The organism is Streptomyces sp. MS19, assembly GCF_047200595.1.
In the GTDB taxonomy this organism is placed as follows: Bacteria; Actinomycetota; Actinomycetes; order Streptomycetales; family Streptomycetaceae; genus Streptomyces.
Genome location: NZ_JBJZOH010000005.1, coordinates 55892 through 80576, shown reverse-complemented (window position 1 = coordinate 80576; position 24685 = coordinate 55892). Strand labels below are relative to the sequence as shown.

19 protein-coding genes and 1 pseudogene are annotated in these 24685 nt (G+C 74.7%); 12 read left to right on the top strand and 8 right to left on the bottom strand.

What is annotated here, in order from left to right:
- Window positions 1-130: 130 nt before the first annotated feature.
- From nirD to ACL02R_RS07245, 3 genes are read right to left on the bottom strand one after another with little or no spacing between them, the layout of a single operon-like run.
- Window positions 131-511, bottom strand: coding sequence for a nitrite reductase small subunit NirD (gene nirD / locus ACL02R_RS07255; RefSeq protein ID WP_412796024.1), 381 nt, complete (start codon window positions 509-511; stop codon window positions 131-133).
- Window positions 508-3096 carry a nitrite reductase large subunit NirB gene (gene nirB / locus ACL02R_RS07250; protein WP_412796023.1) on the bottom strand — a complete coding sequence of 863 codons (2589 nt, stop codon included), beginning with the start codon at window positions 3094-3096 and terminating at the stop codon, window positions 508-510. The genes nirD and nirB overlap by 4 nt, the downstream gene beginning before the upstream one ends.
- Window positions 3097-3156: 60 nt before the next feature.
- Window positions 3157-4407, bottom strand: a complete 1251-nt coding sequence (locus tag ACL02R_RS07245; protein WP_412796022.1) for an NAD(P)/FAD-dependent oxidoreductase — start codon at window positions 4405-4407, stop codon at window positions 3157-3159.
- A gap of 151 nt (window positions 4408-4558) precedes the next feature.
- Between ACL02R_RS07245 and ACL02R_RS07240 the strand changes: the two genes are divergently transcribed.
- Complete coding sequence (locus ACL02R_RS07240) at window positions 4559-5023, top strand: MarR family winged helix-turn-helix transcriptional regulator (RefSeq protein ID WP_412796021.1); 465 nt, start codon at window positions 4559-4561, stop codon at window positions 5021-5023.
- The gene (locus ACL02R_RS07235) at window positions 5023-6747 is read left to right on the top strand and encodes an MFS transporter (RefSeq protein WP_412796020.1); all 1725 of its coding nucleotides are present in this window, start codon (window positions 5023-5025) and stop codon (window positions 6745-6747) included. Before ACL02R_RS07240 ends, ACL02R_RS07235 begins: the two co-directional genes overlap by 1 nt.
- Window positions 6748-6805: 58 nt before the next feature.
- On the opposite strand, the gene ACL02R_RS07230 is transcribed toward ACL02R_RS07235, so the two are convergent.
- On the bottom strand, window positions 6806-7804 hold the full coding sequence (locus ACL02R_RS07230) for an amidohydrolase family protein (protein ID WP_412796019.1): 999 nt from the start codon (window positions 7802-7804) through the stop codon (window positions 6806-6808).
- Between the two features lie 155 nt (window positions 7805-7959).
- Here ACL02R_RS07230 and ACL02R_RS07225 point away from each other — a divergent pair, with 155 nt between their 5' ends.
- Genes ACL02R_RS07225 through ACL02R_RS07215 form a run of 3 tightly spaced genes read left to right on the top strand, consistent with a single transcriptional unit; the run spans window position 7960 to window position 10330 of the window.
- Complete coding sequence (locus ACL02R_RS07225) at window positions 7960-8454, top strand: SigE family RNA polymerase sigma factor (RefSeq protein WP_412796018.1); 495 nt, start codon at window positions 7960-7962, stop codon at window positions 8452-8454.
- A gap of 45 nt (window positions 8455-8499) precedes the next feature.
- Entirely contained in the window at window positions 8500-9393 is an 894-nt protein-coding gene (locus ACL02R_RS07220; protein WP_412796017.1) for a hypothetical protein, read from the top strand.
- Window positions 9394-9436: 43 nt separating this feature from the next.
- Window positions 9437-10330: a DUF3152 domain-containing protein gene (locus tag ACL02R_RS07215; protein ID WP_412796016.1), complete on the top strand. Its 894-nt coding sequence runs from the start codon at window positions 9437-9439 to the stop codon at window positions 10328-10330.
- Between the two features lie 21 nt (window positions 10331-10351).
- Here the strand turns inward: ACL02R_RS07215 and ACL02R_RS07210 are convergent, their stop codons facing one another.
- Window positions 10352-10969 (bottom strand): N-acetyltransferase family protein, encoded by a 618-nt coding sequence (locus tag ACL02R_RS07210; protein WP_412796015.1) that lies wholly within the window; start codon window positions 10967-10969, stop codon window positions 10352-10354.
- Between the two features lie 57 nt (window positions 10970-11026).
- Between ACL02R_RS07210 and ACL02R_RS07205 the strand changes: the two genes are divergently transcribed.
- Window positions 11027-11992, top strand: coding sequence for a cupin domain-containing protein (locus tag ACL02R_RS07205; RefSeq protein ID WP_412796014.1), 966 nt, complete (start codon window positions 11027-11029; stop codon window positions 11990-11992).
- A gap of 6 nt (window positions 11993-11998) precedes the next feature.
- Here the strand turns inward: ACL02R_RS07205 and ACL02R_RS07200 are convergent, their stop codons facing one another.
- On the bottom strand, window positions 11999-12370 hold the full coding sequence (locus ACL02R_RS07200) for a cupin (RefSeq protein ID WP_412796013.1): 372 nt from the start codon (window positions 12368-12370) through the stop codon (window positions 11999-12001).
- A 100-nt stretch (window positions 12371-12470) separates the two neighbouring features.
- On the bottom strand, window positions 12471-14594 hold the full coding sequence (locus ACL02R_RS07195) for a molybdopterin oxidoreductase family protein (RefSeq protein ID WP_412796012.1): 2124 nt from the start codon (window positions 14592-14594) through the stop codon (window positions 12471-12473).
- A gap of 163 nt (window positions 14595-14757) precedes the next feature.
- On the opposite strand from ACL02R_RS07195, the gene ACL02R_RS07190 reads away from it, so the two are divergent.
- The 6 genes and pseudogenes from ACL02R_RS07190 to ACL02R_RS07165 form a co-directional block, all read left to right on the top strand.
- Entirely contained in the window at window positions 14758-15498 is a 741-nt protein-coding gene (locus ACL02R_RS07190; RefSeq protein WP_412796011.1) for a sirohydrochlorin chelatase, read from the top strand.
- Window positions 15499-16206: 708 nt separating this feature from the next.
- Entirely contained in the window at window positions 16207-17514 is a 1308-nt protein-coding gene (locus ACL02R_RS07185; protein ID WP_412796010.1) for a deoxyguanosinetriphosphate triphosphohydrolase, read from the top strand.
- 176 nt (window positions 17515-17690) lie between these two features.
- Window positions 17691-18971, top strand: coding sequence for an NAD(P)/FAD-dependent oxidoreductase (locus ACL02R_RS07180; RefSeq protein WP_412796009.1), 1281 nt, complete (start codon window positions 17691-17693; stop codon window positions 18969-18971).
- A gap of 120 nt (window positions 18972-19091) precedes the next feature.
- On the top strand, window positions 19092-20834 hold the full coding sequence (locus ACL02R_RS07175) for a pyruvate dehydrogenase (protein WP_412796008.1): 1743 nt from the start codon (window positions 19092-19094) through the stop codon (window positions 20832-20834).
- Between the two features lie 56 nt (window positions 20835-20890).
- The gene (gene dnaG, locus ACL02R_RS07170) at window positions 20891-22831 is read left to right on the top strand and encodes a DNA primase (protein WP_412796007.1); all 1941 of its coding nucleotides are present in this window, start codon (window positions 20891-20893) and stop codon (window positions 22829-22831) included.
- A gap of 284 nt (window positions 22832-23115) precedes the next feature.
- Window positions 23116-24065, top strand: a pseudogene (locus tag ACL02R_RS07165) (RNA polymerase sigma factor); the annotation flags it as partial.
- On the opposite strand, the gene ACL02R_RS07160 reads toward ACL02R_RS07165, so the two are convergent.
- Window positions 24053-24493, bottom strand: coding sequence for an N-acetyltransferase family protein (locus ACL02R_RS07160; RefSeq protein ID WP_412796006.1), 441 nt, complete (start codon window positions 24491-24493; stop codon window positions 24053-24055). The pseudogene ACL02R_RS07165 and the gene ACL02R_RS07160 overlap by 13 nt on opposite strands.
- Window positions 24494-24685 lie beyond the last annotated feature (192 nt).

The following is a 24685-nucleotide window of genomic DNA, read 5'->3' as shown; positions in this document are numbered from 1 at the left end:
CGTGTTTCTCCAGGGGGAGAGGGACGAACCTGAGGCTCCGCGATCCTAGGCCGCTGTGTCGCACAAGTGATCATTCGCAAAGCGAAGTTGTCGGAATGTTGGCCGAAGTGGGGAGAGGGTGTTCGCCGCGTCAGGTGACGGTCAGTCGGGTCGGGTACGCCGTGACGGCGCGGTCGGGCGCCGGGTCGTCCAGGCAGGCGCCCGTCGTCAGGTCGAAGCGCTGTTTGAGCAGCGGCGAGGCGACGAACGGGCCGCCGGACCCGCCCGTCGAGCCGAGCAGCCCGCGCGCCAGCACCCGCGCGCCGGTGAACGGGTCGCGGTTGTCGACGGCGTACGTCGCGCCGCCGCTGTCGCGGAAGACGGCGGCCTGCGTCCCGTCCGGCAGCAGCGCCGCGACGCCGCGTCCCGGCGTGAGGTCGGCGAGGGCGCAGACCGGGAGCCAGGAGCCGTCGGGCAGGCCGAGTTCGACGGTGGTGGTCGTGGCGGTGCCGGTCGTGGCCGTGATCGTCATGCGGTCACCTCCGGAGTGGAATGTGCGGAGAGAACGGTCAGGTCGGGTCGGATCTGGTCGCGTTCCGGTGTGAACGCGACCGTGGGGTCCGGGGTGTCCGGGGCGTTCACGAACGAGACGAAACGCCGCAGCCGCTCCGGGTCGTCCAGCGTCGCGGCCCACTCGTCGCGGTAGCCCGCCACATGGGCCGCCATCAGCGATTCGAGTTCGCCGCAGATGCCGAGCGAGTCGTGCACCACGACGTCCCGCACATGGTCGAGGCCCATGCGCTCCAGCCAGACCGAGGTCCGTTCGAGGCGGTCGGCCGTGCGGACGTAGAAGATCAGGAAGCGGTCGATCAGCCGGACGAGTTCGGCGTCGGAGAGGTCCTGGGCGAGCAGGTCGGCGTGGCGCGGCGTCGCGCCGCCGTTGCCGCCGACGTACAGGTTCCAGCCGTTGGCGGTGGCGATGACGCCGAAGTCCTTGCCCATCGCCTCCGCGCACTCGCGCGCGCAGCCGGAGACCGCCGACTTCAGCTTGTGCGGCGAGCGCAGCCCCCGGTAGCGCAGCTCCAGGTCGATCGCCATGCGCACGCTGTCCTGCACCCCGAAGCGGCACCACGTCGAGCCCACGCACGACTTCACCGTCCGCAGCGCCTTGCCGTACGCGTGCCCCGACTCGAAACCGGCCGCCACCAGCCGCGCCCAGATGCGCGGCAGCTGGTCCACGCGCGCCCCGAACATGTCGATCCGCTGGCCGCCGGTGATCTTGGTGTAGAGCCCGAAGTCGCGCGCCACCTCGCCGATCACGATCAGCTTCTCCGGCGTGATCTCGCCGCCCGGGACGCGCGGCACGATCGAATACGACCCGTTGCGCTGCATGTTGGCCAGGAAATGGTCGTTCGTGTCCTGGAGGGCGGCCTGTTCGCCCGCCAGGACATAGCCGTCCGCGCCGATCACCGGCGCCAGGGACGCGAGGACGGACGCGACCACGGGCTTGCACACCTCGCAGCCCTCGCCGCCGCGCGCCTCCGTGCGGCCGTACCCGTCGAGCAGCGCCCGGAACGTGGTGATCCGCAGGGCGCGCACGATCTCGTACAGCTCCTGCCTGGTCTGCGTGAAGCAGCCGCACAGGCCGCCGTCCACCAAGACCCCGGCCGCCGCCAGCTCCTCGTTCACCAGCTGCCCGAGCACCTTCACGCAGCTCCCGCAGCCGGTGCCCGCCCGCGTGCAGCCTTTCACCTCGGCCACCGACGCGCAGCCGCCGTCCGTGACGGCCGCCCTGACCGCGCCCTTGGTGACGTTGTGGCAGCTGCACACCACCGCCCCGTCCGGCAGCGCGGACGGGCCGAGGGCGGTGGGCGGCGCCAGCCCGGCGGGCAGCACGAGTTGCTCGGGCGCGGCGGGCGGCACGGAGCCGGTCAGCGGGCGCAGCATGCCGTACGACTCGGCGTCGCCGACGAGGACGCCGCCGAGCAGCGTCCCGTCGGCGCCGACGACGAGCTTGCGGTAGATCCCGGCGCGGGAGTCGGCGTACACGACGTCGAGGCAGCCGTCGGCGCGGCCGTGCGCGTCGCCGAAGGAGGCCACGTCCACGCCGAGCAGCTTGAGCTTGGTGGACGTGTCGGCGCCGGTGAACGGCGCGGCCCGCTCCGCCGCGCCGAGCGTCCCGGCGAGGTGGGCGGCGGCGGTGCCCGCCATCTCGTACCCGGGCGCCACCAGCCCGTACACCACGCCGTCCGCCGCGCGGGCGCACTCGCCGATCGCGTAGACGGCCGGGTCCGACGTGCGGCAGTGGCCGTCCACGACGATCCCGCCGCGCTCGCCGACGTCCAGACCGGCCTCGCGGGCGAGCGCGTCACGCGGCCGCACCCCTGCGGAGAAGACGACGAGCCCCGCCGCGACCGACGAGCCGTCCGACAGGGCGATGCCGGTGACGGCGCCCGCCGTGTCCGTGGTGATCTCCTGCCCGCCGACGCCCGTGTGCACGACGACGCCCAGGCCCTCCACGGCCCGGCGCAGCGCCGCGCCGCCGCCCTCGTCCACCTGCACCGCCATCAGGCGCGGGGCGAACTCGACCACATGCGTCTCCAGGCCGAGTCCGGTCAGCGCGCCCGCCGCCTCCAGGCCGAGCAGCCCGCCGCCGACGACCACCCCGGCCCGTACCGTGCGGGCGCGTTCCGAGATGGCCCGCACGTCCTCGACGGTCCGGTACACGAAGCAGCCGTCCGCGTCCCGGCCGGGTACCGGGGGGACGAAGGCGTACGAGCCGGTGGCCAGCACCAGCGTGTCGTACGCGACGGCCAGGCCGGACGCCGTGGTGACCGTGCGCGCGGCGCGGTCGATCGCCGTCACCGGGTCGCCGGTGCGCGCCTCGATGCCGTGCGTGGCCATGAAGGCGTCGGGGACGAGGGACAGGTCCTCGGGGGTGGCGCCGGCGAAGCAGGAGGTGAGGTGCACCCGGTCGTACGCCTGGCGGGGCTCCTCGCCCAGGACGACGACCCGGGCGGTGCGTGTGACGCCGAGGTCGGCGAGCCGTTCGAGGAAACGCTGGCCGACCATGCCGTGACCGACCAGCACGATGGTGGGTTCGCGTGCGGGGGACATGCTCCGGGGCCTCCGTGAGGGGTGTGCGGGTGCGGGTGCGGGTGGTCGTACGGCGGGGGGTCAGGGGGTCTCCGGACCCAGCAGGTGCAGGAGGGGGCCCGCGGGCAGGGGGTCGTCCGTCTGCCAGGCGCGTGCCAGGTGGCCGACGCCGCCCAGGTCGCCCACCAGGACCCCGCCGCGCAGGCGGTCGTCCCGGACGACGAGGGAGCGGTACGTGCCGCGCGTCGCGTCGGCGAGCCGCAGGGTGTCGTCCGGCGGGGCGGGCACGGGCAGTCCGAAGGCCGCCAGGTCGAACGGCACGGGACCGTCGGGCAGGGTGAGGCGTACCAGGGCGCGGGTCCCCGTGTAGCGGGCGGTGCGGTCGCCGTTCAGTGCGGCGGCCAGGGTGTCCGCCTGGTCCAGCGCGGCGCCCGCCAGGCCGTAGGCGACACCGGAGTGTTCGGCGCAGTCGCCGATGGCGTGGACGTGCGGGTCGGCGGTGGTCAGCAGGTCGTCCACCACGATGCCGCCCGCGTTCCCGATGGGCAGTCCGGCGTCCCGGGCGAGCGCGACCCGGGGGCGGACGCCGCAGGCCAGGACGACCACGCGGGCCTCTGCCTCGTAGCCGTCCGCGGGCCGCACGGCCCGGACGGCGCCGGTGCCGGGCTCGGTGCGCAGCGCGCTCACGGCGCACTCGGTGTGCACCTCCACGCCCAGCGCGGCCAGGTGCGCGCGCAGCAGGGCGGCGGCGGCCGGGTCGAGGTGGCGGTCGAGGAGGTGCGCGGCGCGCTGGGCCAGCAGGACGCGTGCGCCGCGCCGCGCGAGAGCGGCGGCGGCCAGGACGCCCAGCAGCCCGCCGCCGACGACCACGGCGGGCGCTGAGGGTGTGACGGCGGCGCTCAGCGTGTCGCAGTCGGCGAGCGTACGCAGCGCCCGTACGCCTGGCGGCAGGGCGGCGCCGGGGGAGTGCGGCCCGCGCAGGGGAGGCAGCAGGGGGTTGGCGCCGGTGGCGAGGACGAGGGTGTCGTACGGGTGGGAGCTGCCGTCGTGGCACAGCACGCGGCGTGCGGCGCGGTCGATGCGCACGGCCCGCAGTCCGGCGTGCCAGCGCACGGCGTCCGGGGGCCGGGGCAGCTCCATCACCTCGGCCGGGTAGCGCCCCGCGAGCACGTCGGCCAGCAGCACGCGGTTGTACGCCGGCCGCGGCTCCTCGGCCAGCACCGTCACGGACCGCGCCGCCGCCGGGCCGACGCGGCGCGCCAGGCGGGAGGCCGCGGGGCCGCCGCCGACGATCACCAGGCGGCGGTCCGCCGCCGCGCCGTTCGTTCGCATGCCCCGAGCGTGCGCGGGCGCTGTTACCCGGCCGCATCACGCCCGTTTCCCGGGGGGAACGCTGCCCTCCCCGTCCGCCGCGGCCCGCTGTGAGCAGCCCCACCACCCGGGAACATACGGCACTCATATAAGCGAGTGATATAAATGAATGATGGATTTCCCCCGGGAGGCAGTGTCCTCGCTCGAACGGCTCCTCCGGCTCTTCCGCCGCATGAGCACCCCGAGCGACCTGTCGCTGACCGCCGTCGCCACCCTCTCCACCCTGGAGCGGACCGGCCCACGCCGGCTCACCGAGCTGGCCGCCGCCGAGGGCGTCACCCAGCCCGCGATGACACAGCTCGTCTCCCGCCTCCAGGACGCGGGCCTCGCCGCGCGCGCCCCCGACCCCACCGACGGCCGGGTCGTCCTCGTCGGCATCACCGACGAGGGACGCGCCTTCCTCACCCGCCGCCGCGCACTGCGCGCCGAACGCCTCCTCGGCCTGCTCGACCAGCTGACCCCGGAAGACCGGGCGGCCCTCGAAGCCGCGCTCCCGGCCATCGACGCGCTCACCCGCCTGGCACTGGAGGAGCCCCGCCTCGTCCCCGACTCCCCGCACACCCCTGGAGCACGCTGATGACCGGCCCCGCCACAGGGCACACGGCGGCACCCGCCGCCAACCCGTTCAAGCAGCCGAAGGCCGTCTTCGCGGTCGCCTTCGCCTGCGTCGTCTCCTTCATGGGCATCGGCCTCGTCGACCCGATCCTGCCCGCCATCTCCGAGGACCTCGACGCCACCCCGAGCCAGGTCTCGCTGCTCTTCACGAGCTACCTGGTCGTCACCGCCCTCGCCATGCTCGTCACCGGCTGGGTCTCCAGCCGCATCGGCGCCAAGCGCACCCTGATCGTCGGCCTCGCCGTCATCGTCGTCTTCAGCGCGCTCGCCGGTGCCTCCGGCAGCATCAACGGCATCGTCGGCTTCCGCGCCGGCTGGGGCGTCGGCAACGCCCTGTTCATCGCCACCTCGCTCGCCGTGATCGTCGCCTCCGCCAGCGGCGGCTTCGTCGGCGCCATCGTGCTGTACGAGACGGCGCTCGGCCTCGGCATCGCCGTCGGCCCGCTGCTCGGCGGCCTGCTCGGCGACATCAGCTGGCGCGGCCCGTTCTACGGCGTCGCCGTCCTGATGGCCATCGCCCTGCTCGCCACCGTCGTCCTCGTCGAACCGCTGCCACTACCCGCACGGAAGACCCGCCTCAGCGAGCCCCTGCGCGCCCTGCGCCACCGCGGCCTGCTCACGCTGTCGCTGACCGCGCTCTGCTACAACTGGGCGTTCTTCACCATGCTCGGCTACGCGCCGTTCCCCATGGAGCTGAGCGCTGTGAAGCTCGGCCTGGTCTTCACCGGCTGGGGCCTGCTCGTCGCACTCTTCGCAGTGGTGGGCGCCCCGTGGCTCCAGCGCCGCCTCGGACTGGCCCGCACGCTCTACGCCAACCTCGCGCTGTTCGCGGTCGTCATGGCCGTCATCGCCCTGGGCGTGGACCACAGGGCGGTGCTCATCACGGCCGTCATCGCCTCCGGCATCTTCATCGGTGTCAACAACACCGTCACCACCCAGGCCGTCATGACGGTCTCGTCGGTGGAACGCCCGGTGGCGTCGGCCGCGTACGGTTTCGTCCGTTTCATCGGCGGCGGCCTCGCCCCCTACTTCGCGGGCAAGATGGTCGAGGCCAGCAACATCCACGTCCCGTTCTGGGTCGGCGCGGGCGCCCTGCTCGTCGGCATAGCCATCCTCGCCACGGCCCACGACCTGCTGGGCCAGGCCGAACGCGCCCAGCAGGAGGAGCCCGCCCCCGAGGCCGCCCCGCTGACGGTCGGCCCCGGCATCACCGCCACCACCGGACCCGCCCCGGCCGCCGGGGACGGCGTGATCGTCGCCGCCGTGGACAGCGGCCCGCTCGCCGCCGAGGTCACCAGGACCGCCGGACGCCTCGCCACCCTCAACGGCCGCGCCGTCCACGTCCTGCACGCCCACGAACTGGGCCTGGGCGACGGCACGGCGGCCGAGGCCGAGGACCCCGCCGCGGCGCGCGCGGTCGTCCAGCGCCACGTGGACGCCCTCGTCGGCCGCCACGTACCCGCCACGGGCCACGTCCTGGGCGAGGCCACCGACCACGGCGCGGTCGGCCGGATGATCGCCGCCTACGCGGAACGCACGTCGGCCCGCGCCATCGTCATCGGCGCCCCGACCCACGGCGGCCTCCCGGCCCTGATGGACGCGAGCGCGAGCCGCGAACTGTGGCGCACAGCGAACTGCCACATCATGATCGTGAACCCGTCACTCCCCGCACTCCCCACTCCCTGACACACCACACCCCCTCCCCTCGCGGCCCGCGCACAAGCACCACGCGCGGGCCGCTGGTTCACGCAGACCCGGGGTTCTTCCGGGGGAGGCGGAGGTGGGGGAAGAGGTGGGTCGCGTTGGTGGTGGTCAGGGAGCGCCATGTTGTGCCGGGGGGTTGGTCGGCCGTGTCCAGGGAGGCGAGTTGTGCGGCGACCGCCTCTGGGGGTGTCCAGCAGGAGTCGCTGCCGTAGAGCAGCCGTTCGCTGCCGAACGCGCGGACCAATGCCGGGATCTGGTGCGGGAACGGGGTGCCTGCCATGTCGAACCACACGCCGGACAGCTGCTCGGTGACGGTGGGGCCCTCGGGGCCCGTGCGGCTGAGGCGGGGGCGGAAGAGTTCGAGCCGGTCCGCGAGGAGCGGCAGGGCGCCGCCGCCGTGGGTGAAGATCCAGCGGATGCCGGGGTGGTGCAGCAGGACGCCGCTGAACACCAGGTCGGACGCGGTGCGGGCCGAGTCGAAGATGAACTCGGCCATGGGGCGTGGGCGGCGCAGTGACACCGCGTCGGCGCAGGGCGGTGAGGTGGGGTGGACGAAGACGATGGCGCGGCGCCGGGCGAGTTCGGCCCACAGCGGTTCGTAGCGCTCGTCACCCAGATAGACGCCGTGGGCGTTGGACTCGACGGTCAGTCCGTCGCTGCCCAGGACGTCCAGTGCGTGGGCGGCCTCGGCGAGGGAGCCTTCGGCGTCGGGCAGCGGCAGGGAGGCGAAGTGGCCGAAGCGGTCGGAGTGGGCACGGCGCAGTGCGGCGCCCGCCTCGTTCACCTCGCGGGACAGCGTGCGGGCGGCGTGGTCGTCGCCGAAGTGCGTGCCGGGGGAGGAGATCGAGAGCATGGCGGTGGCGATGCCGCCCTCGTCCATCCGCCGCAGCTGGTCGACGGGGTCGAAGGAGGGCCAGCCCGGCATGCCGTCGGGGTGCGTGTGGCCCGCGGCCTTCGCCGCCGTGACGTACGCGTCGGTGAGGAAGTGCGCGTGCGCGTCTACCAGGGGCGTGGGGGCGGGGGTGGGGGAGTCGTTCACGCGGGGCCTCCTGGGGCAGCCGTGTCCGGCTCCCACCATCGGCGCGGCACGTCAGGTCGGCAACCGGAGACCGTTACTGATCCGTGATCGAACTTTCTTGATCGCCCGATGATCAGACAAGGTGAGAGCGCGGAGAGGTCGTGGCCGGAGAGTGCATGGGTGACACACAGGACTTCGAGGAGTACGCGCGGGCGCGCCAGCACTGGCTGTACCGCACCGCCGTGCTGCTCTGCGGCGACCCGTACCGCGCGCAGGACCTGACGCAGACCACCCTCGTGAAACTCCTCCAGCACTGGGGCAAGGCGGCCCGCGCGGACAGCGTGGACGCGTACGCGCGCACCGTGCTGACCCGCACGTTCCTCGCCGAACAGCGGCGCGGACTCCTCGGGCGCCGCCTCCAGGCCGTGGAGGACAACCCCACCTCGCCCGGCGACCCCGCCCTCCGCGTCACCCTGTTCGCCGCGCTGCGCAGCCTGCCGCCCCGGGCGCGGGCCATGGTCGTCCTGCGCTACTGGGAGGACCTGAGCATCGAGCACGTCGCCGTCTCCCTCGGATGCAGTCCCGGCACCGTCAAGAGCCAGTGCTCGCGGGCGCTCGCCATGCTGCGCGAACGCCTCAAGGCCGACGAACGCATCACCGCCGAGTGCTGAACCGCCCGCCGCGCCGCGTGCCGGACCGAGTGCCCGAGGAGCACCGTGGACACCAACGAAACGCTTGACGCCGCCCGGCTGAGGGAGGCGATGGGCCGCGCGGTCGGGGACCTGGAGGCCGCGCCCGAACTGGTCACGGCCGCCCTCGTCCTCGGCCCGCGCCGCCGCGCCAGGGCGCGCGCCCTCAGGGCGGGCGGCGCGGTCGCCGCGACCGCCGCCGCGGTCGTCGCCGTCGCCCTCGTCACCGGCGCGGGCCCGCGCCCGGCCGCCGGCGGCGGCACGGACGTCGCCGCCGTCCCGCCGGCGGTCGCCTCGCCGACCAGCACGCCGTCCCCGGCGGACACGTCCGCGGAGACCGTGCCCCCCGACGCGTCCGCCGGCGCCGGGCAGCCGCGCTTCCCCGTCGTGCCCGGCAGCACGGAGACACCGGAGGACGCCGCCTTGACCACCGCGGAACGCGCCCGCGTGGACGACTTCCGGCAAGGCGTGGCGCGCGCGCTGGAGATCACGCTGCGCGGGAAGGCGGGCGCCATCCAGATCGTCAGCCAGCCCGTGGAGCTGTACCAGGGCGTCACCGAGGACGGGCACACGTTCGACCTGGTCTTCTCCGTCCGGCCGCTCACCGGCGGCGCGGACGTCGCGGGTGACCTCGGCGTCTGCCGGGCGGACGAAACCGCCGACGTCTGCCGGGAGACCCAGCTGCCGGACGGCACGTCCGCCGCCGTGCGCGGCCTGAACGCCGAAGCCCTGCGCACGCACGGTGCCAGCGTCTCGTTCCGCGTCGGCGACAGCGCCGTGCTCCTGGCCGCGCCGCCCGACGCGGCCGGGAGCACCGACAGCCCGGTCAGGACCGAGGACCTGCTGCGTCTCGCCGAGGACCCGCGCGCGACCGAACTGTTCCATGAGGCGGACGCACAGCCCGTCCAAGACCCGGCGTAACACCCACACCACCGGACCGTTCCTCCCAGGAGAGCCCCACTCCATGCCCCGCCGTGCCCCCCTGCCCCCACTCGCCCCGACCCAGCGGCGGCGCCGCAGGAGAGCGCGCCGGTCCCGGCGTGCCGTGCCGCTGCGCGCCCTGACCGTGACCGTGCTGACAGCCGGCCTCGCCGTCGCCGCTGTGGTCTTCCTCCGAGGCGGCAACGCCCCGGCCCGCGCCCAGGACACCGCCACCCCCGCCGCCGTCCTCACCACCGAGCCGCCCGCGCGGGCCGAGGAAGCCCCGCCGCCGGAGGAGCCCGCCCCGGAGGACGAGACGCCGTCAGAGGAGCCCTCGTCCGACCCGGCGGCCGACCAGGCCGCCGAGATCCCGGAGAACGGCCCCGGCACGTTCACCACCGCGCCGGGCGTCGGAGACCCGGTCGGCGGGCGGGCCGTCCTCGCCTACCGCCTGGAGATCGAGGACGGCATCGTGCTCGACCCCGCCGGGACGGCGGCCGAGGTGCACGACGTCCTGGGCAACCCGCGCGGCTGGACGAACGAGGGCGACACCGGCTTCGACACCGCCCCCGACGGCGCCACGCCCGACTTCACGGTGCGCATCGCCACACCCGGCACGGTGGACGCCCTCTGCGGCGAGTACGGGCTGAACACACGCGGCGAGACGAACTGTTCCATCGGGCAGGTCGTCGTCGTCAACCTGCGCCGCTGGATGCAGGGTTCCCCGCAGTTCGACGGGCCGATCGAGGAGTACCGGGCGCTGATCATCAACCACGAGGTCGGCCACTTCCTCGGCCACGGGCACGAGACCTGCCCCGCCGAGGGCGCCCCGGCCCCCGCCATGCAGCAGCAGATCATGGGGCTGCACGGCTGCGTCGCCAACGCGTGGCCCTACGACGAGGACGGCGCGTACATCAGCGGCCCCCAGGTGCCCTGACCGGCCGCGCTTTTCCCGCCGTCATCCCGCGGGCGCGGGCCCCTGGGGGCCCACCGCCCCGTCAGGGACACCCAGGCCGCCTGGCCGCGCCGCGCCACCCGACAGGTCACGCTGCATCAGCAGCGTGTCCAGCCACTGCCCGCGCTTGTGGCCCACGGCTGACAGACGGCCCGCGTCACGGAAGCCAAGACGCCTGTGCAGCGCGGGCGACGCCTCGTTGCCGCAGTCGGCGATCACCGCGACGACCTGGCGCACGCCCGCCGCCTCGCACGCGTCGAGCAGCTCCGCCAGCAGCGTCCGCCCCAGGCCCCGCCCGGTGCGCCCCGGCGCGAGGTAGACGCTGTTCTCCACCGTGTAGCGGTACGCCTCCTGCGCCCGCCACGGACTGGCGTACGCGAAGCCGACGATCTCGCCGTCCTCCTCGGCCACCAGGAACGGCAGTCCCCGTTCCGCGATGCCCTCCCGTTTGCGCTGCCACTCGGCCGTGGTGGGCGCCGTCTCCATGAAGGTGATCAGCGTGGACGCGACGTAGTGGGCGAAGATCGTGGCCACCTGGAAGAGGTCGTCCGGACCGGCCGGACGCACCACCGCACGTGACCCGGTGCCGGCCACGACCGGGGCCTCGCTGTGCTCAAGCATGCCCCGACGCTACCGTGCCGCCCCTGCGCTCACCCTCACGCGTTACGCTCCGGATCCATGGACAACGCGCTGGGCAGCCTTCTCGACGGCCCTCGGGCTCGTGGGGCGTTCGTGATCAAAGCGGTGCTGGCACCGCCGTGGAGCGTGCGGGTGCGGGACGAGGCGCCGCTGACCGCCGTCTGCGTCGCCAGGGGCGACGCCTGGCTCGTCCCCGGCGACGAGGGCGACACGGCGGACGCCATACGGCTCGCGGCGGGCGACCTCGCACTCGTGCGCGGCCCCGACCCGTACACCGTCGCGGACGATCCCTTGACCCCGCCGCAGGCCGTCATCCGCCCCGGCGGGTGCAGCGTCGCGGCGGACGGCACCGACCTGTGCGAGGAGATGGACCTCGGTGTCCGCACCTGGGGCAACGCCCCCGACGGCCCCACCACCCTGATCATCGGCACCTACCAGCTGCGCGGCGAGATCACCGGCCGCCTCCTGCACGCCCTGCCGCCCGTCCTCACGCTGCGGCGCGGCGAGTGGGACTCCCCGCTCGTCCCGCTGCTCGATGCCGAGATCGCCCGCGACGAGCCGGGCCAGGAGGTCATCCTCGACCGGCTGCTCGACCTGCTGGTGATCGACGCCCTGCGCACCTGGTACGCCCGCCCCGACGCCACCGCCCCCGCCTGGTATCGGGCGCACGGTGACCCCGCCGTGGCGCACGCGCTGCGCCTGATCCACGACCACCCCGCGCACCCGTGGACCGTGGCCGGCCTCGCCGCCAAGGCGGGGGTGTCCCGCGCGGCGCTGGCGCGGCGGTTCGGCGCGCTGATGGGCGAGCCCCCCATGACGTACCTGACCGCGCGGCGCCTCGACCTCGCGGCCGACCTGCTGCGCGAGCCGGACGCGACCCTGGAGTCCGTCGCGCGCCGGGTCGGCTACGGCAGCGCGTTCGCGCTGAGCACGGCGTTCAAGCGTGAACGCGGCGTGAGCCCGAGCGCGCACCGCGTCCTCGGGCGGGACGGCGGGGGGCACTGAGCCCGGTCACGCAGGGTTGGCTTCGCGGCGCGTGTCGTATACGACCAGCGGCTCGGGCGTCGCGGTCACGGACGTCAGGATGATCACCGCGTCGTGCACGGCCGTCAGCGCGTGCCTGCTGTGCGGGACCCGCATCACGTGCCCCGCCTCCAGGTCCGCCGCCACCCCGTCCGACGCGACCAGCCGCACCCGCCCGCGCAGCACCTGGATGCTGGCGGCGGGCGGCGCGTTGTGCTCCTCCAGCACGCAGCCGGCGGTCAGCGCGATGACGCTCTGCCGCAGCGGCCCGTCGTGCAGGAACAGGTGCGCGCTGCGCCCGTGGTCCGCCTCGCGCGCCAGCGCCATGTGCGTGTCGGCCAGCTGGGTGATGTCGTCCATCCCTCCATGCTGACCCGCGCCCCGTGATGCGCAACTCGGGCCGCCCAGCCCTGTGCGCCCAGCCCTGTGCGCCCAGTCCTGTGCGCCCAGTCCCTTCCGCTCAGTCCTCCCCGCCCACTCTGGTCACCCGTACGGCGCACACCTTGAACTCCGGCATCCGTGACGTGGGGTCGAGCGCGGGGTTCGTCACCGTGTTCGCCCGCCCCGCGCCCGGCCAGTGGAACGGCATGAACACGGTGTCCTCCCTGATGCCCGCCCCGATCCGCGCCGGTGCCACCGCACGCCCCCGCCTCGACTCCACGGCCAGCCGGTTCCCCTCCGACACCCCCAGCCGCGCCGCCAGCCGGGGGTGGAGCTGCACGAACGGGCCGGGGGACGCCGCGTTCAGCTCCGGTACGCGCCGCGTCTGCGCCCCCGACTGGTACTGCGCCAGCACCCGGCCCGTCGTCAGCAGCAGCGGGTACTCGGCGCAGGGCTCCTCCGCCGAGGGCCGGTGCTCCACCCCGGCGAACCGCGCCCGCCCGTCCGGCGTCGCGAAGCGGTCGAGGAACAGCCGGGGCGTCCCCGGGTGCTGCGGGGAGGGGCACGGCCAGAACACCCCGTCCTCCGCCGCAATCCGTGCGTGGCTGATGCCCGCGTAGTCCGCCCTGCCGCCCGCGGACGCCCGCCGCAGCTCCTCGAACACCTCGGCCGCGTCCACCGGGAAGCCCGTCGTGTGGCCAAGGCGCGCCGCCAGCCCGTTCAGCACCGCGAGGTCGCTGCGGCAGCCTGGCGGTGGGTCCACGGCCTTGCGGCGCAGCAGGACGCGGCCTTCCAGACTGGTCAGCGTCCCCGTCTCCTCCGCCCACTGCGTGACGGGCAGGACGACGTCCGCCAGCAGGGCGGTCTCCGAGGCGACGACGTCGCAGACGGCGAGGAAGTCCAGCGCCCGTATGCGTGCCTCCACATGCGCGGCGCGCGGGGCGGAGACGACCGGGTTCGAGCCCATCAGCAACAGCGCCCGTACGCCGTCGGGTGTGTCGCGGCCGAGCGCGTCCAGCAACTCGTAGGCACTGCGGCCGGGCCCTGGCAGGTCCGCCGGGTCGACGCCCCACACGGCCGCGACATGGGCGCGGGCCGCCGGGTCGGTGAGGGAGCGGTAGCCGGGCAGCTGGTCGGCCTTCTGGCCGTGCTCGCGCCCGCCCTGCCCGTTGCCCTGGCCGGTCAGGCAGCCGTAGCCGGAGTACGGGCGCCCGGGGCGGCCGGTGGCCAGGCACAGGTCGATCCACGCGCCGACGGTGTCCGTGCCCTTGGACTGCTGCTCGGGGCCGCGCGCGGTGAGGACCATCGCGGCCTCGGGGGCGCAGAACAGCCGGACGGCCTCCCGCAGCGCGGGCAGCGGCACCCCGGTGACGCGTTCCGCCAGCTCGGGCCAGTGCGCCATGGCGGCGGCGCGGGCGGCGGGCCAGCCGGACGTGCGCTGCGCGATGTACGCCTCGTCGGCGCGCCCCTCGGCGACCACGAGGTGCAGCAGCCCGAGCGCCAGGGCGAGATCGGTGCCGGGGCGGGGCGCGAGATGCAGGTCGGCCAGCTCGGCGGTACGGGTGCGGCGGGGATCGACGACGATCAGCGTGCCGCCGTTCGCGCGCAGCTCGGTGAGGTGGCGCACGAACGGCGGCATCGTCTCGGCCGGGTTGGCGCCGACCAGGATCAGACAGCCCGTGCGCGGGATGTCGGCGAGCGGGAAGGGCAGGCCCCGGTCCAGGCCGAACGCCCGGGTGCCGGCCGCCGCGGCGGACGACATGCAGAAGCGCCCGTTGTAGTCGATCTGCGAGGTGCGCAGCACGACGCGGGCGAACTTGCCCAGCGCGTACGCCTTCTCGTTGGTGAGTCCGCCCCCGCCGAAGACGCCCACGGCGTCGGGCCCGTGCCGGTCACGCGCGGCGGCCAGCCCGGCGGCCACGCGGTCAAGCGCCTCCGGCCAGGAGGCGGGCCGCAGCGGGCCGCCCCTGGTGTCGCGGACCAGCGGGGCGGTCAGGCGGGCGGCCGGGTCCAGGACGGCGGGCGCGTTCTGGCCCTTGCCGCACAGGGCGCCCCGGTTGACGGGGAACGTCTCGCGCGGCACCACCTCAAGGCCACCGCCCGCGCCGGGGCCGCGCCGCAGTCCCATGCCGCACTGGAGGGCGCAGTACGGGCAGTGGGTGTCGGTGATACTGCTCACTGTCCCGGTGGCGTCGGCGTTCATGGGCGCAATGGTGGGTCGCGCCCGTTACGGCTGGTACAGGCCGGAGTTACGCGGCGGGGGCGGCGTGCTCAGCGGCGCGCGGACCGCGCGGTGAGCCGATGGCGCGGCCATTCGTGACATGTCCGCAATGCGTTCGCAACCGGTCGGGCGCACCCTGGGCGGCATGAGCACCGTCCGCCAGAGCACCCCACCGACGCTCGTCGCCGTCGCGCACGGCTCCCCGGACCCCCGCGCACGCCAGACCGTACGCACCCTCGTGCGGCTCGTCGGCGCCATGCGGAAGGGACTGCGCGTCGAGCTGGGGCACCTGGACCGCGACGAGCCGCTGCTCGCCGACACGCTCGCGCGGCTGCGCGGCGACGTGGTGCTCGTCCCGCTGCTCTTCAGCCGCGGCTACCACGTCAAGCACGACATCCCCGCGATCGCCGCCGCTGCCCCGCACCTGTCCGTGACCACGGCCGGGTCCCTGGGACCGCACCCGCTGCTCGCCGACGCCCTGCACAGCCGCCTGATGGAGGCCGGGTACCGCAGAGGAAGCGCGGTGGTGCTCGCCGCGGCCGGTTCGCACGACCCCGAATCCGCAGCCGGCACGCAGTACACCGCGCAGATGCTGTCGGCACGTCTGGGCGGCGTCCCCGTGCTGCCCGCGTACGCCTCGGCCGCCACACCGACCGTCGCCGACGCGATCGAGACGCTGCGGTCCCAGGGCCACCGCGACATCGCCGTGTCCTCCTGCTTCACCGCGCCCGGTGTGTTCGCCACGCGCTGCGCCGAGGCCGCCCCCGGCCTGCCGGTGGCCAGGCCGCTCGGCAGCCACCCCGCGCTCGCCCGCCTGTTGCTGCACCGCTACGACCGCGCCAGGGGCGCCGTCGGCGCGGACACTCCGCTCGCGGCGACTGCCTGACCCGGTCCGCGTCCGCGCCTGCGCACGGCCCCGACACCGGGGGCCCACGGGGCACCGCAGCGCCGCCGCGCCGGGTGCCCGTACAGAGCCGCCGGTGGCCAGGCCGCTCGGCAGCCACCCAGCGCTGGCCCACCCGCCGCTGCGCCGCTGCGACCGCACCGGGGGTGCGCGGACATTCCACTCGCCGCGATGCCCTGGCCCATCTCCGACCGCGCCTCGCTCGCGGGACATCCGCGCCACCTCAGCGATCGCACCCGCGCCGGAGGCCCTTGCCGTTGGCCAGTCACTCGACGCCGGCCCGCCCGCCGCTGCACCGCCACGGCCCCGTCAGGAGCGTCCCCGGCGCGGACACTCGCTCGCGGCGATGACCTGGCGCCGCCGCGCCGGGTGCCCGCACCGAGCCGCCGGTGGTGAGGCCGCTCGGCAGCCAGCCCCGCGCTGGCCCGCCTGCCGCTGCGCCGCCACGGCCGTGCCAGGGGCGCGCGGGCACCCCGCTTGCGGTGATCGCCTGACCCGGTCGCCGCTGCGCCGCGATGCCGGGGGCCGTGGTCAGCCTGGCGCCGCCGCGCCGAGGCCGCCCCCGGGCTGCCGTGGTCAGGCCGTCCGGCAGTCATTCCGTGTCGTTGCGCCTGCTGTTACGCCGCTACGGCCTTGCGCGCACCGCGCTCGCCGCGCCCTGCCCAGCCCGCGCCCGCTACCGTCGGGACCATGCAGCCCGCCCGCCCCGCCCCCCGCGCCGACGCGTACGTCCCCTACGACGAGACAGCCGCCGCCCGCTTCGACCCCGAGCCGGACAAGCGGCCGGGCCGTACCGCCTTCCAGCGCGACCGGGCGCGCGTGCAGCACTCCGCCGCCCTGCGCCGCCTGGCGGGCAAAACGCAGATCGTCACCCCCGACACCGGCGACCCCGCCCCGCCCGCGTGGGACATCACGCCCCGCACCCGCCTCACGCACTCGCTGGAGTGCGCGCAGATCGGCCGCGACCTCGGCGCCGCGTTCGGCTGCGACCCGGACATCGTCGAGGCCGCCTGCCTCGCCCACGACCTCGGGCACCCCCCGTTCGGCCACAACGGGGAACGCGCCCTCGACCGCATCGCCGCGCCCTGCGGCGGCTTCGAGGGGAACGCCCAGTCGCTGCGGCTGCTGACCCGCCTGGAGCCGAAACGGTTCACCGGTCCCGGCGGCGACCGCCCCGTCGGCCTCAACCTCACCCGCGCCGTCCTCGACGCCGCCACCAAGTACCCCTGGCCACGCGGCGCGCACCCCACCGACCCCGGCTCGCCCAAGTACGGCGTCTACACCGACGACCTCCCCGTCTTCACCTGGCTGCGCGAGAACGCCCCGCCCGCCGAGCGTTGCTTCGAGGCCCAGGTCATGGACTGGTCCGACGACATCGCCTACTCCGTGCACGACCTGGAGGACGGCATCCACGCGGGCCACCTCGCCCCGGGGCTCCTGCACTCCGCCCCCGAGCGCGAGACCGTCTTCGAGGTCGCCGCCCGCCGCTACGCCCCCGCCGGCACGGAACGCGGCGCGCTCGCCGCCGCCCTCGACCGGCTCCTCGCCCAGGACTGGTGGCCCGCCTCCTACGACGGCACCGCCCCCGCCCAGGCCCGGCTGAAGGACGCCACCAGCCAGCTCATCGGCCGCTTCTGTCTCGCCGCCGAGGGCGCCACCCGCGCGCGCTTCGGCACCGGCCCGCTGCGCCGTTACGCCGCCACGCTCGTCGTCCCCGAGGACGCCCGCCTCGAATGCGCGGTCCTCAAGGCGGTCGCCGACGCCCACGTGATGCAGCGCCCCGAGTTCGAACGGCAGCGCGCACGGCAGCGCGCCCTGCTCACCGAACTGGGCGAGGCCCTCCAGACCCGCGCCCCCGAAGGACTCGACCCCCAGTACCGCGCGCTGTACCTCGCCGCAGGGGACGACGCGGCCCGGCTGCGCGTACTGGTGGACCAGATCGCCGCCCTCACCGACGCGTCCGCCCGCTCCCTCCACGCACGCCTCACCCGCCGCTGACACCCGTGAACGACGGGTGAACGACGGGTGAGCCGCGCCGCCCCCCGCGCCGGGGCACGCTCCGGCGCACGTGCCCCCGCCGCCCCCTTCCCGTGAACACCCCAGGTGAGGCAGGCTCCTTGAGCCACACCGCGGTTCACCACCTGAACCGCCACACCTGAGCTGGAGGCAAGTGCGTGGACGGAACACACCGGACGTTCCTCATCGTCGGCGGCGGCCTGGCCGGCGCCAAGGCGGCGCAGACGCTGCGGGACGAGGGCTTCACCGGGCGCGTCATCCTGATCGGGGACGAGCACGAGCAGCCCTACGAACGGCCGCCGCTCTCCAAGGACTACCTCCTCGGCAAGGCTCCCCGCGGCAGCGTCCACGTCCACGAACCCGCCTGGTACGTCCACCACCGCGTGGAACTCCACCTCGGCGAGCCCGTCGTCGCCGTCGACCGCGCCGCCCGCGAGGTCAGGCTCGGCGACGGCACCCGGCTGCCGTACGACGCGCTGCTGCTCGCCACCGGAGCCGAGCCGCGCCGCCTCGGCATCCCCGGCACCGACCTCGCCGGCGTCCACCACCTGCGCCGCCTGTCGCACGCCGACCACCTGCGCGGCGTCCTCACCAGCCGCGCCGCGCGCACCGGCGTGCCGCTGGTCATCGCGGGCGCCGGGTGGATCGGCCTCGAAGTGGCCGCCGCCGCGCGTGCCCTGGGCGTGGAGGTGACGGTGGTCGAGCCCGCGCCGACCCCGCTGCACGGCGTCCTCGGGCCGGAGCTGGGCGAGGTTTTCGCCGCCCTGCACCGCGACCACGGCGTGACGTTCCGCTTCGGCACGCGGCTCGCCGCCGTCACCGGGCACGACGGCATGGTCGCCGGTGTCCGCACCGAGGACGGCGAGGAGCTGCCCGCGCGCGCCGTCCTCGCCGCCATCGGCGCCGCGCCCCGCACCGCGCTCGCCGCCTCCGCCGGGCTCGACCTCGCGGCGGACGGCACGGGCGGCGTCCTCGTGGACCGCTCGCTGCGCACCAGCGATCCCCGGATCTTCGCGGCGGGCGACGTGGCGGCCGTCCCCGGCACCCCGCCGGGCGACGGCACCACCCCGCCCCGCCGCGTCGAGCACTGGGCCAACGCGCTCAACTCCGGGCCCGCCGCCGCCCGCGCGATGCTCGGCCAGGACGTGACGTACGACCGGGTGCCGTACTTCTTCTCCGACCAGTACGACGCCGGCCTGGAGTACTCCGGCTGGGCCCCGCCGGGCAGCTACGACCGCGTGGTGTGGCGCGGCGACGTGGCCAAGCGCGCGTTCATCGCCTTCTGGCTGCGCGGGAACCGCGTCCTGGCCGGGCTGAACATGAACGTGTGGGACGTCACCGGCGACATCCAGGCGCTGATCCGCTCCGGCGCCCCCGTGGACGCCGACGCCCTCGCCGACCCGGACACCCCGCTCACCGCCCTCGTCCCGGCGGGCTGACGCGGCACGCCCCCGGCCGTCCGCGCCACGGTGCGGCCGGGGGCGCGAAAAAGGCGCGAACGGCGCGAACAGGGATAAGTTGCTCATGCTGCCCGTTCGTCCGGAAGAGGTGCGTGAGCGATGGCCAAGCAGACCGTGGCGGAACAGTTCGTCGAGATCCTCGCCCGCTCCGGCGTACGCCGCCTCTACGGCGTGGTCGGCGACAGCCTCAACCCCGTCGTGGACGCCATCCGCAGGACCTCCGGCATCGACTGGGTCCAGGTCAGGCACGAGGAGACGGCCGCCTTCGCGGCGGGCGCCGAGGCCCAGCTCACCGGCTCCCTCGCGGCCTGCGCCGGCTCCTGCGGCCCCGGCAACCTCCACCTCATCAACGGGCTCTACGACGCGCACCGCTCCATGGCGCCCGTTCTCGCCCTCGCCTCCCAGATCCCCAGCTCCGAGATCGGCACCAGCTACTTCCAGGAGACGCACCCGGACCATCTCTTCCGCGAGTGCAGCCACTACTGCGAGCTGATCTCCAGCCGCCGCCAGATGCCCCGCGTCCTCCAGACCGCGATCCAGCACGCGGTCGGGCGCGGCGGCGTCAGCGTCGTCGCGCTCCCCGGCGACATCGCGGCCGAGCAGGTCCCCGAGCGCGCCGAGGAGCACGCCCTCGTCACGTCGCGCCCGACCGTGCGCCCGGCGGACGCGCAGCTCGGCGAGCTGGCCCGCATGGTGGACGAGGCGCGGCGCGTCACGCTCTTCTGCGGCAGCGGCACGGCGGGGGCGCACGCCGAGGTGATGCGCTTCGCCGAACGCGTCAAGGCGCCGGTCGGGCACGCCCTGCGCGGCAAGGAGTGGATCCAGTACGACAACCCGTTCGACGTCGGGATGAGCGGCCTCCTCGGCTACGGCGCGGCGTACGAGGCGACCCACGAGTGCGACCTGCTGCTCCTCCTCGGCACCGACTTCCCGTACAACGCCTTCCTGCCCGACGACGTCCGCATCGTCCAGGTGGACGTGCGCGCCGAGCACCTGGGCCGCCGCTCCCAGCTCGACCTGGCCGTGTGGGGCGACGTCAGGGAGACGCTGGAGTGCCTGACGCCGCGCGTGCAGGAGAAGAGGGACCGCCGCTTCCTCGACCGCATGCTGAAGAAGCACGCCGACGCGCTGGAGGGCGTGGTCCACGCCTACACCAGGAAGGTCGAGAAGCACACGCCGATCCACCCCGAGTACGTCGCGGCCGTGCTGGACGAGGAGGCGGCGGACGACGCCGTGTTCACCGTGGACACCGGCATGTGCAACGTCTGGGCGGCCCGCTACCTCACGCCGAACGGGCGGCGGCGCGTCATCGGCTCGTTCAGCCACGGCTCGATGGCGAACGCGCTGCCGCAGGCGATCGGCGCCCAGTTCCTCGACCCGCGCCGCCAGGTCGTCACGCTGTCGGGCGACGGCGGCTTCACCATGCTGATGGGCGACTTCCTGACCCTCGTCCAGTACGGCCTGCCGGTGAAGGTCGTGCTGTTCAACAACTCGTCGCTCGGCATGGTCGAGCTGGAGATGATGGTCTCCGGGCTGCCCGCGTACGGCACCTCCTACCGCAACCCCGACTTCGCCGCCGTCGCCCGCGCGGCCGGGGTGCACGCGGAGCGCGTCGAGAAGCCGAAGGACGTGCGCGGCGCGCTGCGCTCGGCGTTCCGCCACAAGGGCCCGGCGCTGGTGGAGGTCGTCACCGACCCGAACGCGCTGTCCATCCCGCCGAAGATCAGGGCGGAGATGGTCACCGGCTTCGCCCTGTCGGCGAGCAAGGTCGTGCTGGGCGGCGGCGTGGGCAGCATGCTCAAGCTGGCCCGCTCCAACCTGCGCAACATCCCGCGCCCGTGACCCCGCCGCCGGGCCGCGCCCCGCCGGGTGTCCGAGGGGCGCCGTAGACTTCTGGCGTGGCGGGCAGGATCAACGACGAGGACGTGAAGACGGTGCGGGACGCGGTCCCGATCGACGCCGTCGTCTCCGAGTACCTCCAGCTCAGGCCCGCGGGCGGCGGGAACCTCAAGGGCCTGTGCCCCTTCCACGACGAGAAGTCCCCCTCGTTCCACGTCAGTCCGAGCAAGGGCCTCTACCACTGCTTCGGCTGCCAGGAGGGCGGGGACACCCTCGCCTTCGTGATGAAGATCGAGCACCTGTCGTTCTCCGAGTCCGTCGAGCGGCTCGCCGCCCAGGCCGGGATCACGCTGCGGTACGAGCAGGGCGGCTACAGCCCCGGCCGCCAGCAGGGCGAGCGCACGCGCCTGGTCGAGGCGCACAGGGCCGCCGCCCAGTACTACACCGAGCAGCTCGCCTCACCCGAGGCGGAGATCGGGCGGCGCTTCCTCGGCGACCGCGGCTTCGACGAGGCGGCGGCGGCCCACTTCGGCGTCGGCTACGCCCCGGCGGGCTGGGACCACCTGGTCCGCTTCCTGCGCGGGCGCGGCTTCACCGACCGCGAGCTGCTGGTCTCCGGGCTCGCCCAGGACGGCAGGCGCGGCCCGATCGACCGGTTCAGGGGACGCCTGATCTGGCCCATCCGCGACATCACCGGCGAGGTCATCGGCTTCGGCGCGCGCAAGCTCCGCGACGACGACAACGGGCCGAAGTACCTCAACACGCCGGACACCCCGATCTACCACAAGTCGCAGGTCCTGTACGGCATCGACCTCGCCAAGCGCGACATCGCCAAGACCAACAGCGCGGTCGTCGTCGAGGGCTACACCGACGTCATGGCCTGCCACCTCGCCGGGGTCACCACCGCGATCGCCACCTGCGGCACGGCCTTCGGCGGCGACCACGTGAAGATCCTCCGCCGCCTGCTGATGGACAGCTCGACCGCCCACAGCGCGGGCGAGGTCGTCTTCACCTTCGACGGCGACGCCGCCGGGCAGAAGGCGGCGCTGCGCGCGTTCGAGGACGACCAGAAGTTCGCCGCCCGCACCTCCATCGCCGTCTCGCCCGGCGGCATGGACCCGTGCGAGCTGCGCCTCGCCGAGGGCGACGAGGCCGTGCAGCAGCTGATCGAACGACGGTCGCCGCTGTTCGAGTTCGCCATCAGGTCGATCGTCGCGCAGCACAATCTGGACACGGCGGAGGGCCGTTCCGCCGCCCTGGAGTTCGCCGGGCCGATCGTCGCGCAGATCAAGGACCCCGCGATCCAGCACCAGTACGCCGTCCGGCTCGCCGGGCTCGTCGGCATCCCGGACGAGAAGTTCGTCCTCCGGCGCGTCGGCCAGCTCGCCCGCTGGAACCGGCAGCGCGCGGCGGGCGGCGGCGGCACCCGTACGGCGACGCGCGCCCCCGTACGGGGCCAGCAGCCCGCCGCCACCGTGCCGCCCGGACCGCGCACACCGTCAGGACCCCCGCTCAACCTGCGCAGCCCCGCCCTGCTCGAAGAGCGCGAACTGCTGAAGGTCGCCCTCCAGTTCCCCGCCCTCGTCGCTCCCGCCTTCGACGCGTACGGCGAGGACGAGTTCACCGCCGCGCCATACGTCGCCGTGCGCCGCGCCGTCATGGAGGCGGGCGGCGTCAGCGGCGCCGACGACGCGTTCCTCGAACGGGTCCGCGAGGCCGCGCCCGACGACTCCGTCCGCACCCTCGTCAGGGAACTGGCCGTCGAACCGCTGACCATGCCGCGCCGCCGCCGCGCCGAGACCGACGTCTACGCGGGCCGCCGCCTCGTCCAGGTCAGGCTCGCCGCCGTGGACCGGAAGCTCCGCGACCTGGAGTCCGCCGCACGTCGCGCCGAGGCCCAGGCGGGCAACGCGCAGGCCGCGGCCGACCTGCGCGGCGAGCTGTGGACCCTGGAGCAGTACCGCACCGCCCTGCGCGAACGGGGCGTCGCGGCGCTCTGACCGGGCGCGTCCCGCCGCCGCGAGCCCGGCGTGTGCTCCGGCCCGCGCAAAAAGTACCCGCACGACCCTCGTGGCCGGAGTGTGTCGTGGCGCACACTGAGAGCGGCGCCCGTCCACACACCGTGTCCCCGCGTTCCCCACCGCTTCCGCGCACGCCCGCCCGGCACCGCCGGTCACCGACGCCGTCCTCCCGCACGGCGTTCCGCGTCACCGATCCTCGCTGTTTCCGCACTGCCGCGATCACCGGAGGTTCGTTCCCGTGCAGTCCCAGACGCTCACCATCGAGGCCCCGGCCGCCCCTGCCCCGCGGACGGAGACCGCGGGCGGCGCCGGCGACCTCTTCCGCCAGTATCTGCGCGAGATCGGCCGCATACCGCTGCTCACCGCGTCCGAGGAGGTCGAGCTGGCGCGCAGGGTGGAGGCGGGGCTGTTCGCGGAGGAGCGGCTGCTGACCGTCACCGGGCTCGACGAGCGGACGGCGCTCGACCTCGACCGGCTCGTGGTGCGGGGGCGGCTGGCGAAACGGCAGCTGATCGAGGCCAACCTGCGGCTCGTCGTCTCGGTGGCGAAACGGTACATCGGGCGCGGCATGACGATGCTCGACCTCGTGCAGGAGGGCAACCTCGGCCTGATCAGGGCGGTCGAGAAGTTCGACTACGCGCGGGGCTTCAAGTTCTCCACGTACGCGACCTGGTGGATACGCCAGGCCATGTCCCGCGCCATCGCCGACCAGGCGCGCACCATCCGCATGCCGGTGCACGTCGTGGAGCTGATCAACCGCGTCATCCGCATCCAGCGCAGCGTCCTCCAGGAGCAGGGGTACGAGCCGACCGTCGAGGAGGTCGCCGTCCTGCTCGGCCTCACCCCGGCGCGGGTCGGCGAGATCCTGCGCCTCGCCCAGGACCCGGTGTCGCTCCAGGCGCCGATAGGGGACGAGGACGACGTCAACCTCGGCGACCTCATCGAGGACGCCGACATGCCCTCGCCCGCCGAGACCGCCGCGTTCATGCTGCTGCGCGAGCAGCTGGAGGCCGTGCTGTCCACGCTCGCCGACCGCGAGCGGCGCGTCGTGGAGCTGCGGTACGGGCTGGTGGACGGCAGGCCGCGCACGCTGGAGGAGATCGGCCGCCTCTTCGGCGTGACGCGCGAGCGTATCCGGCAGATCGAGCACAAGACGCTCTCCAAGCTGCGGGACCACACGTACGCGGAGCAGTTGCGCGGCTACCTGGATTGAGGGGCCTGAGGGGCTTGAGAGGGCTGGTGGACCGGACGCGCCATGACGTCGCCGACCGGCTCCTCGGCCTCCGGCACGAACCCGTGCCGCTCGTGGAGGCGGCGGGCCGCGCTGCCCCGCAGGACGTACAGGACCACGCGCACGCCGTCCGCGTCGGCCCGCGCCGGCACGCCGCGCAGCACGGCGGTGCCGATGCCGCGGCCCTGGTGGCGCGGGGCGAGGGAGAAGTTCTCCAGCCACCGCCTGCCGTCGTCGGCGGGCCTGACCGTGACGCAGCCGGCCAGTTCGCGGCCGACCGCGACGACCGACGTGTGCCGGGGGTCGAACGCGTCGCGCAGCCGCTGCCGCACGCGGTGCCCGTCGTAGCGCCCGAGGCGTTCGAGGTCCGCGCGCAGCACGGTGGCGCGCAGCTCGGCGATGGCCTCCACGTCCGCCGCGACGGCGGGGCGCAGCCGCCAGGGCGCGGTGTGCGGGGGCGTTCCGGGTCGCTCGTCCAGGGAGCGAGTCTCCCCGACCCCTCCCCCGGCGGGGACCGGGGGAGGGGGACAATGGTGGTGGCCACCACCATCTCCCGAGGAGCGCGTCCCTTGTCGCGGCAGGTCCGTCAGTCCCCGCAGCAG

What these genes read in the sequence shown, in the direction of transcription:
- nirD (WP_412796024.1), bottom strand. Translation starts at nt 511, where the DNA reads ATGACGATCACGGCCACGACCGGCACCGCCACGACCACCACCGTCGAA.
- nirB (WP_412796023.1), bottom strand. Translation starts at nt 3,096, where the DNA reads ATGTCCCCCGCACGCGAACCCACCATCGTGCTGGTCGGTCACGGCATG.
- ACL02R_RS07245 (WP_412796022.1), bottom strand. Translation starts at nt 4,407, where the DNA reads ATGCGAACGAACGGCGCGGCGGCGGACCGCCGCCTGGTGATCGTCGGC.
- ACL02R_RS07240 (WP_412796021.1), top strand. Translation starts at nt 4,559, where the DNA reads ATGGATTTCCCCCGGGAGGCAGTGTCCTCGCTCGAACGGCTCCTCCGG.
- ACL02R_RS07235 (WP_412796020.1), top strand. Translation starts at nt 5,023, where the DNA reads ATGACCGGCCCCGCCACAGGGCACACGGCGGCACCCGCCGCCAACCCG.
- ACL02R_RS07225 (WP_412796018.1), top strand. Translation starts at nt 7,960, where the DNA reads ATGGGTGACACACAGGACTTCGAGGAGTACGCGCGGGCGCGCCAGCAC.
- ACL02R_RS07215 (WP_412796016.1), top strand. Translation starts at nt 9,437, where the DNA reads ATGCCCCGCCGTGCCCCCCTGCCCCCACTCGCCCCGACCCAGCGGCGG.
- ACL02R_RS07210 (WP_412796015.1), bottom strand. Translation starts at nt 10,969, where the DNA reads ATGCTTGAGCACAGCGAGGCCCCGGTCGTGGCCGGCACCGGGTCACGT.
- ACL02R_RS07205 (WP_412796014.1), top strand. Translation starts at nt 11,027, where the DNA reads ATGGACAACGCGCTGGGCAGCCTTCTCGACGGCCCTCGGGCTCGTGGG.
- ACL02R_RS07200 (WP_412796013.1), bottom strand. Translation starts at nt 12,370, where the DNA reads ATGGACGACATCACCCAGCTGGCCGACACGCACATGGCGCTGGCGCGC.
- ACL02R_RS07195 (WP_412796012.1), bottom strand. Translation starts at nt 14,594, where the DNA reads ATGAACGCCGACGCCACCGGGACAGTGAGCAGTATCACCGACACCCAC.
- ACL02R_RS07190 (WP_412796011.1), top strand. Translation starts at nt 14,758, where the DNA reads ATGAGCACCGTCCGCCAGAGCACCCCACCGACGCTCGTCGCCGTCGCG.
- ACL02R_RS07185 (WP_412796010.1), top strand. Translation starts at nt 16,207, where the DNA reads ATGCAGCCCGCCCGCCCCGCCCCCCGCGCCGACGCGTACGTCCCCTAC.
- ACL02R_RS07175 (WP_412796008.1), top strand. Translation starts at nt 19,092, where the DNA reads ATGGCCAAGCAGACCGTGGCGGAACAGTTCGTCGAGATCCTCGCCCGC.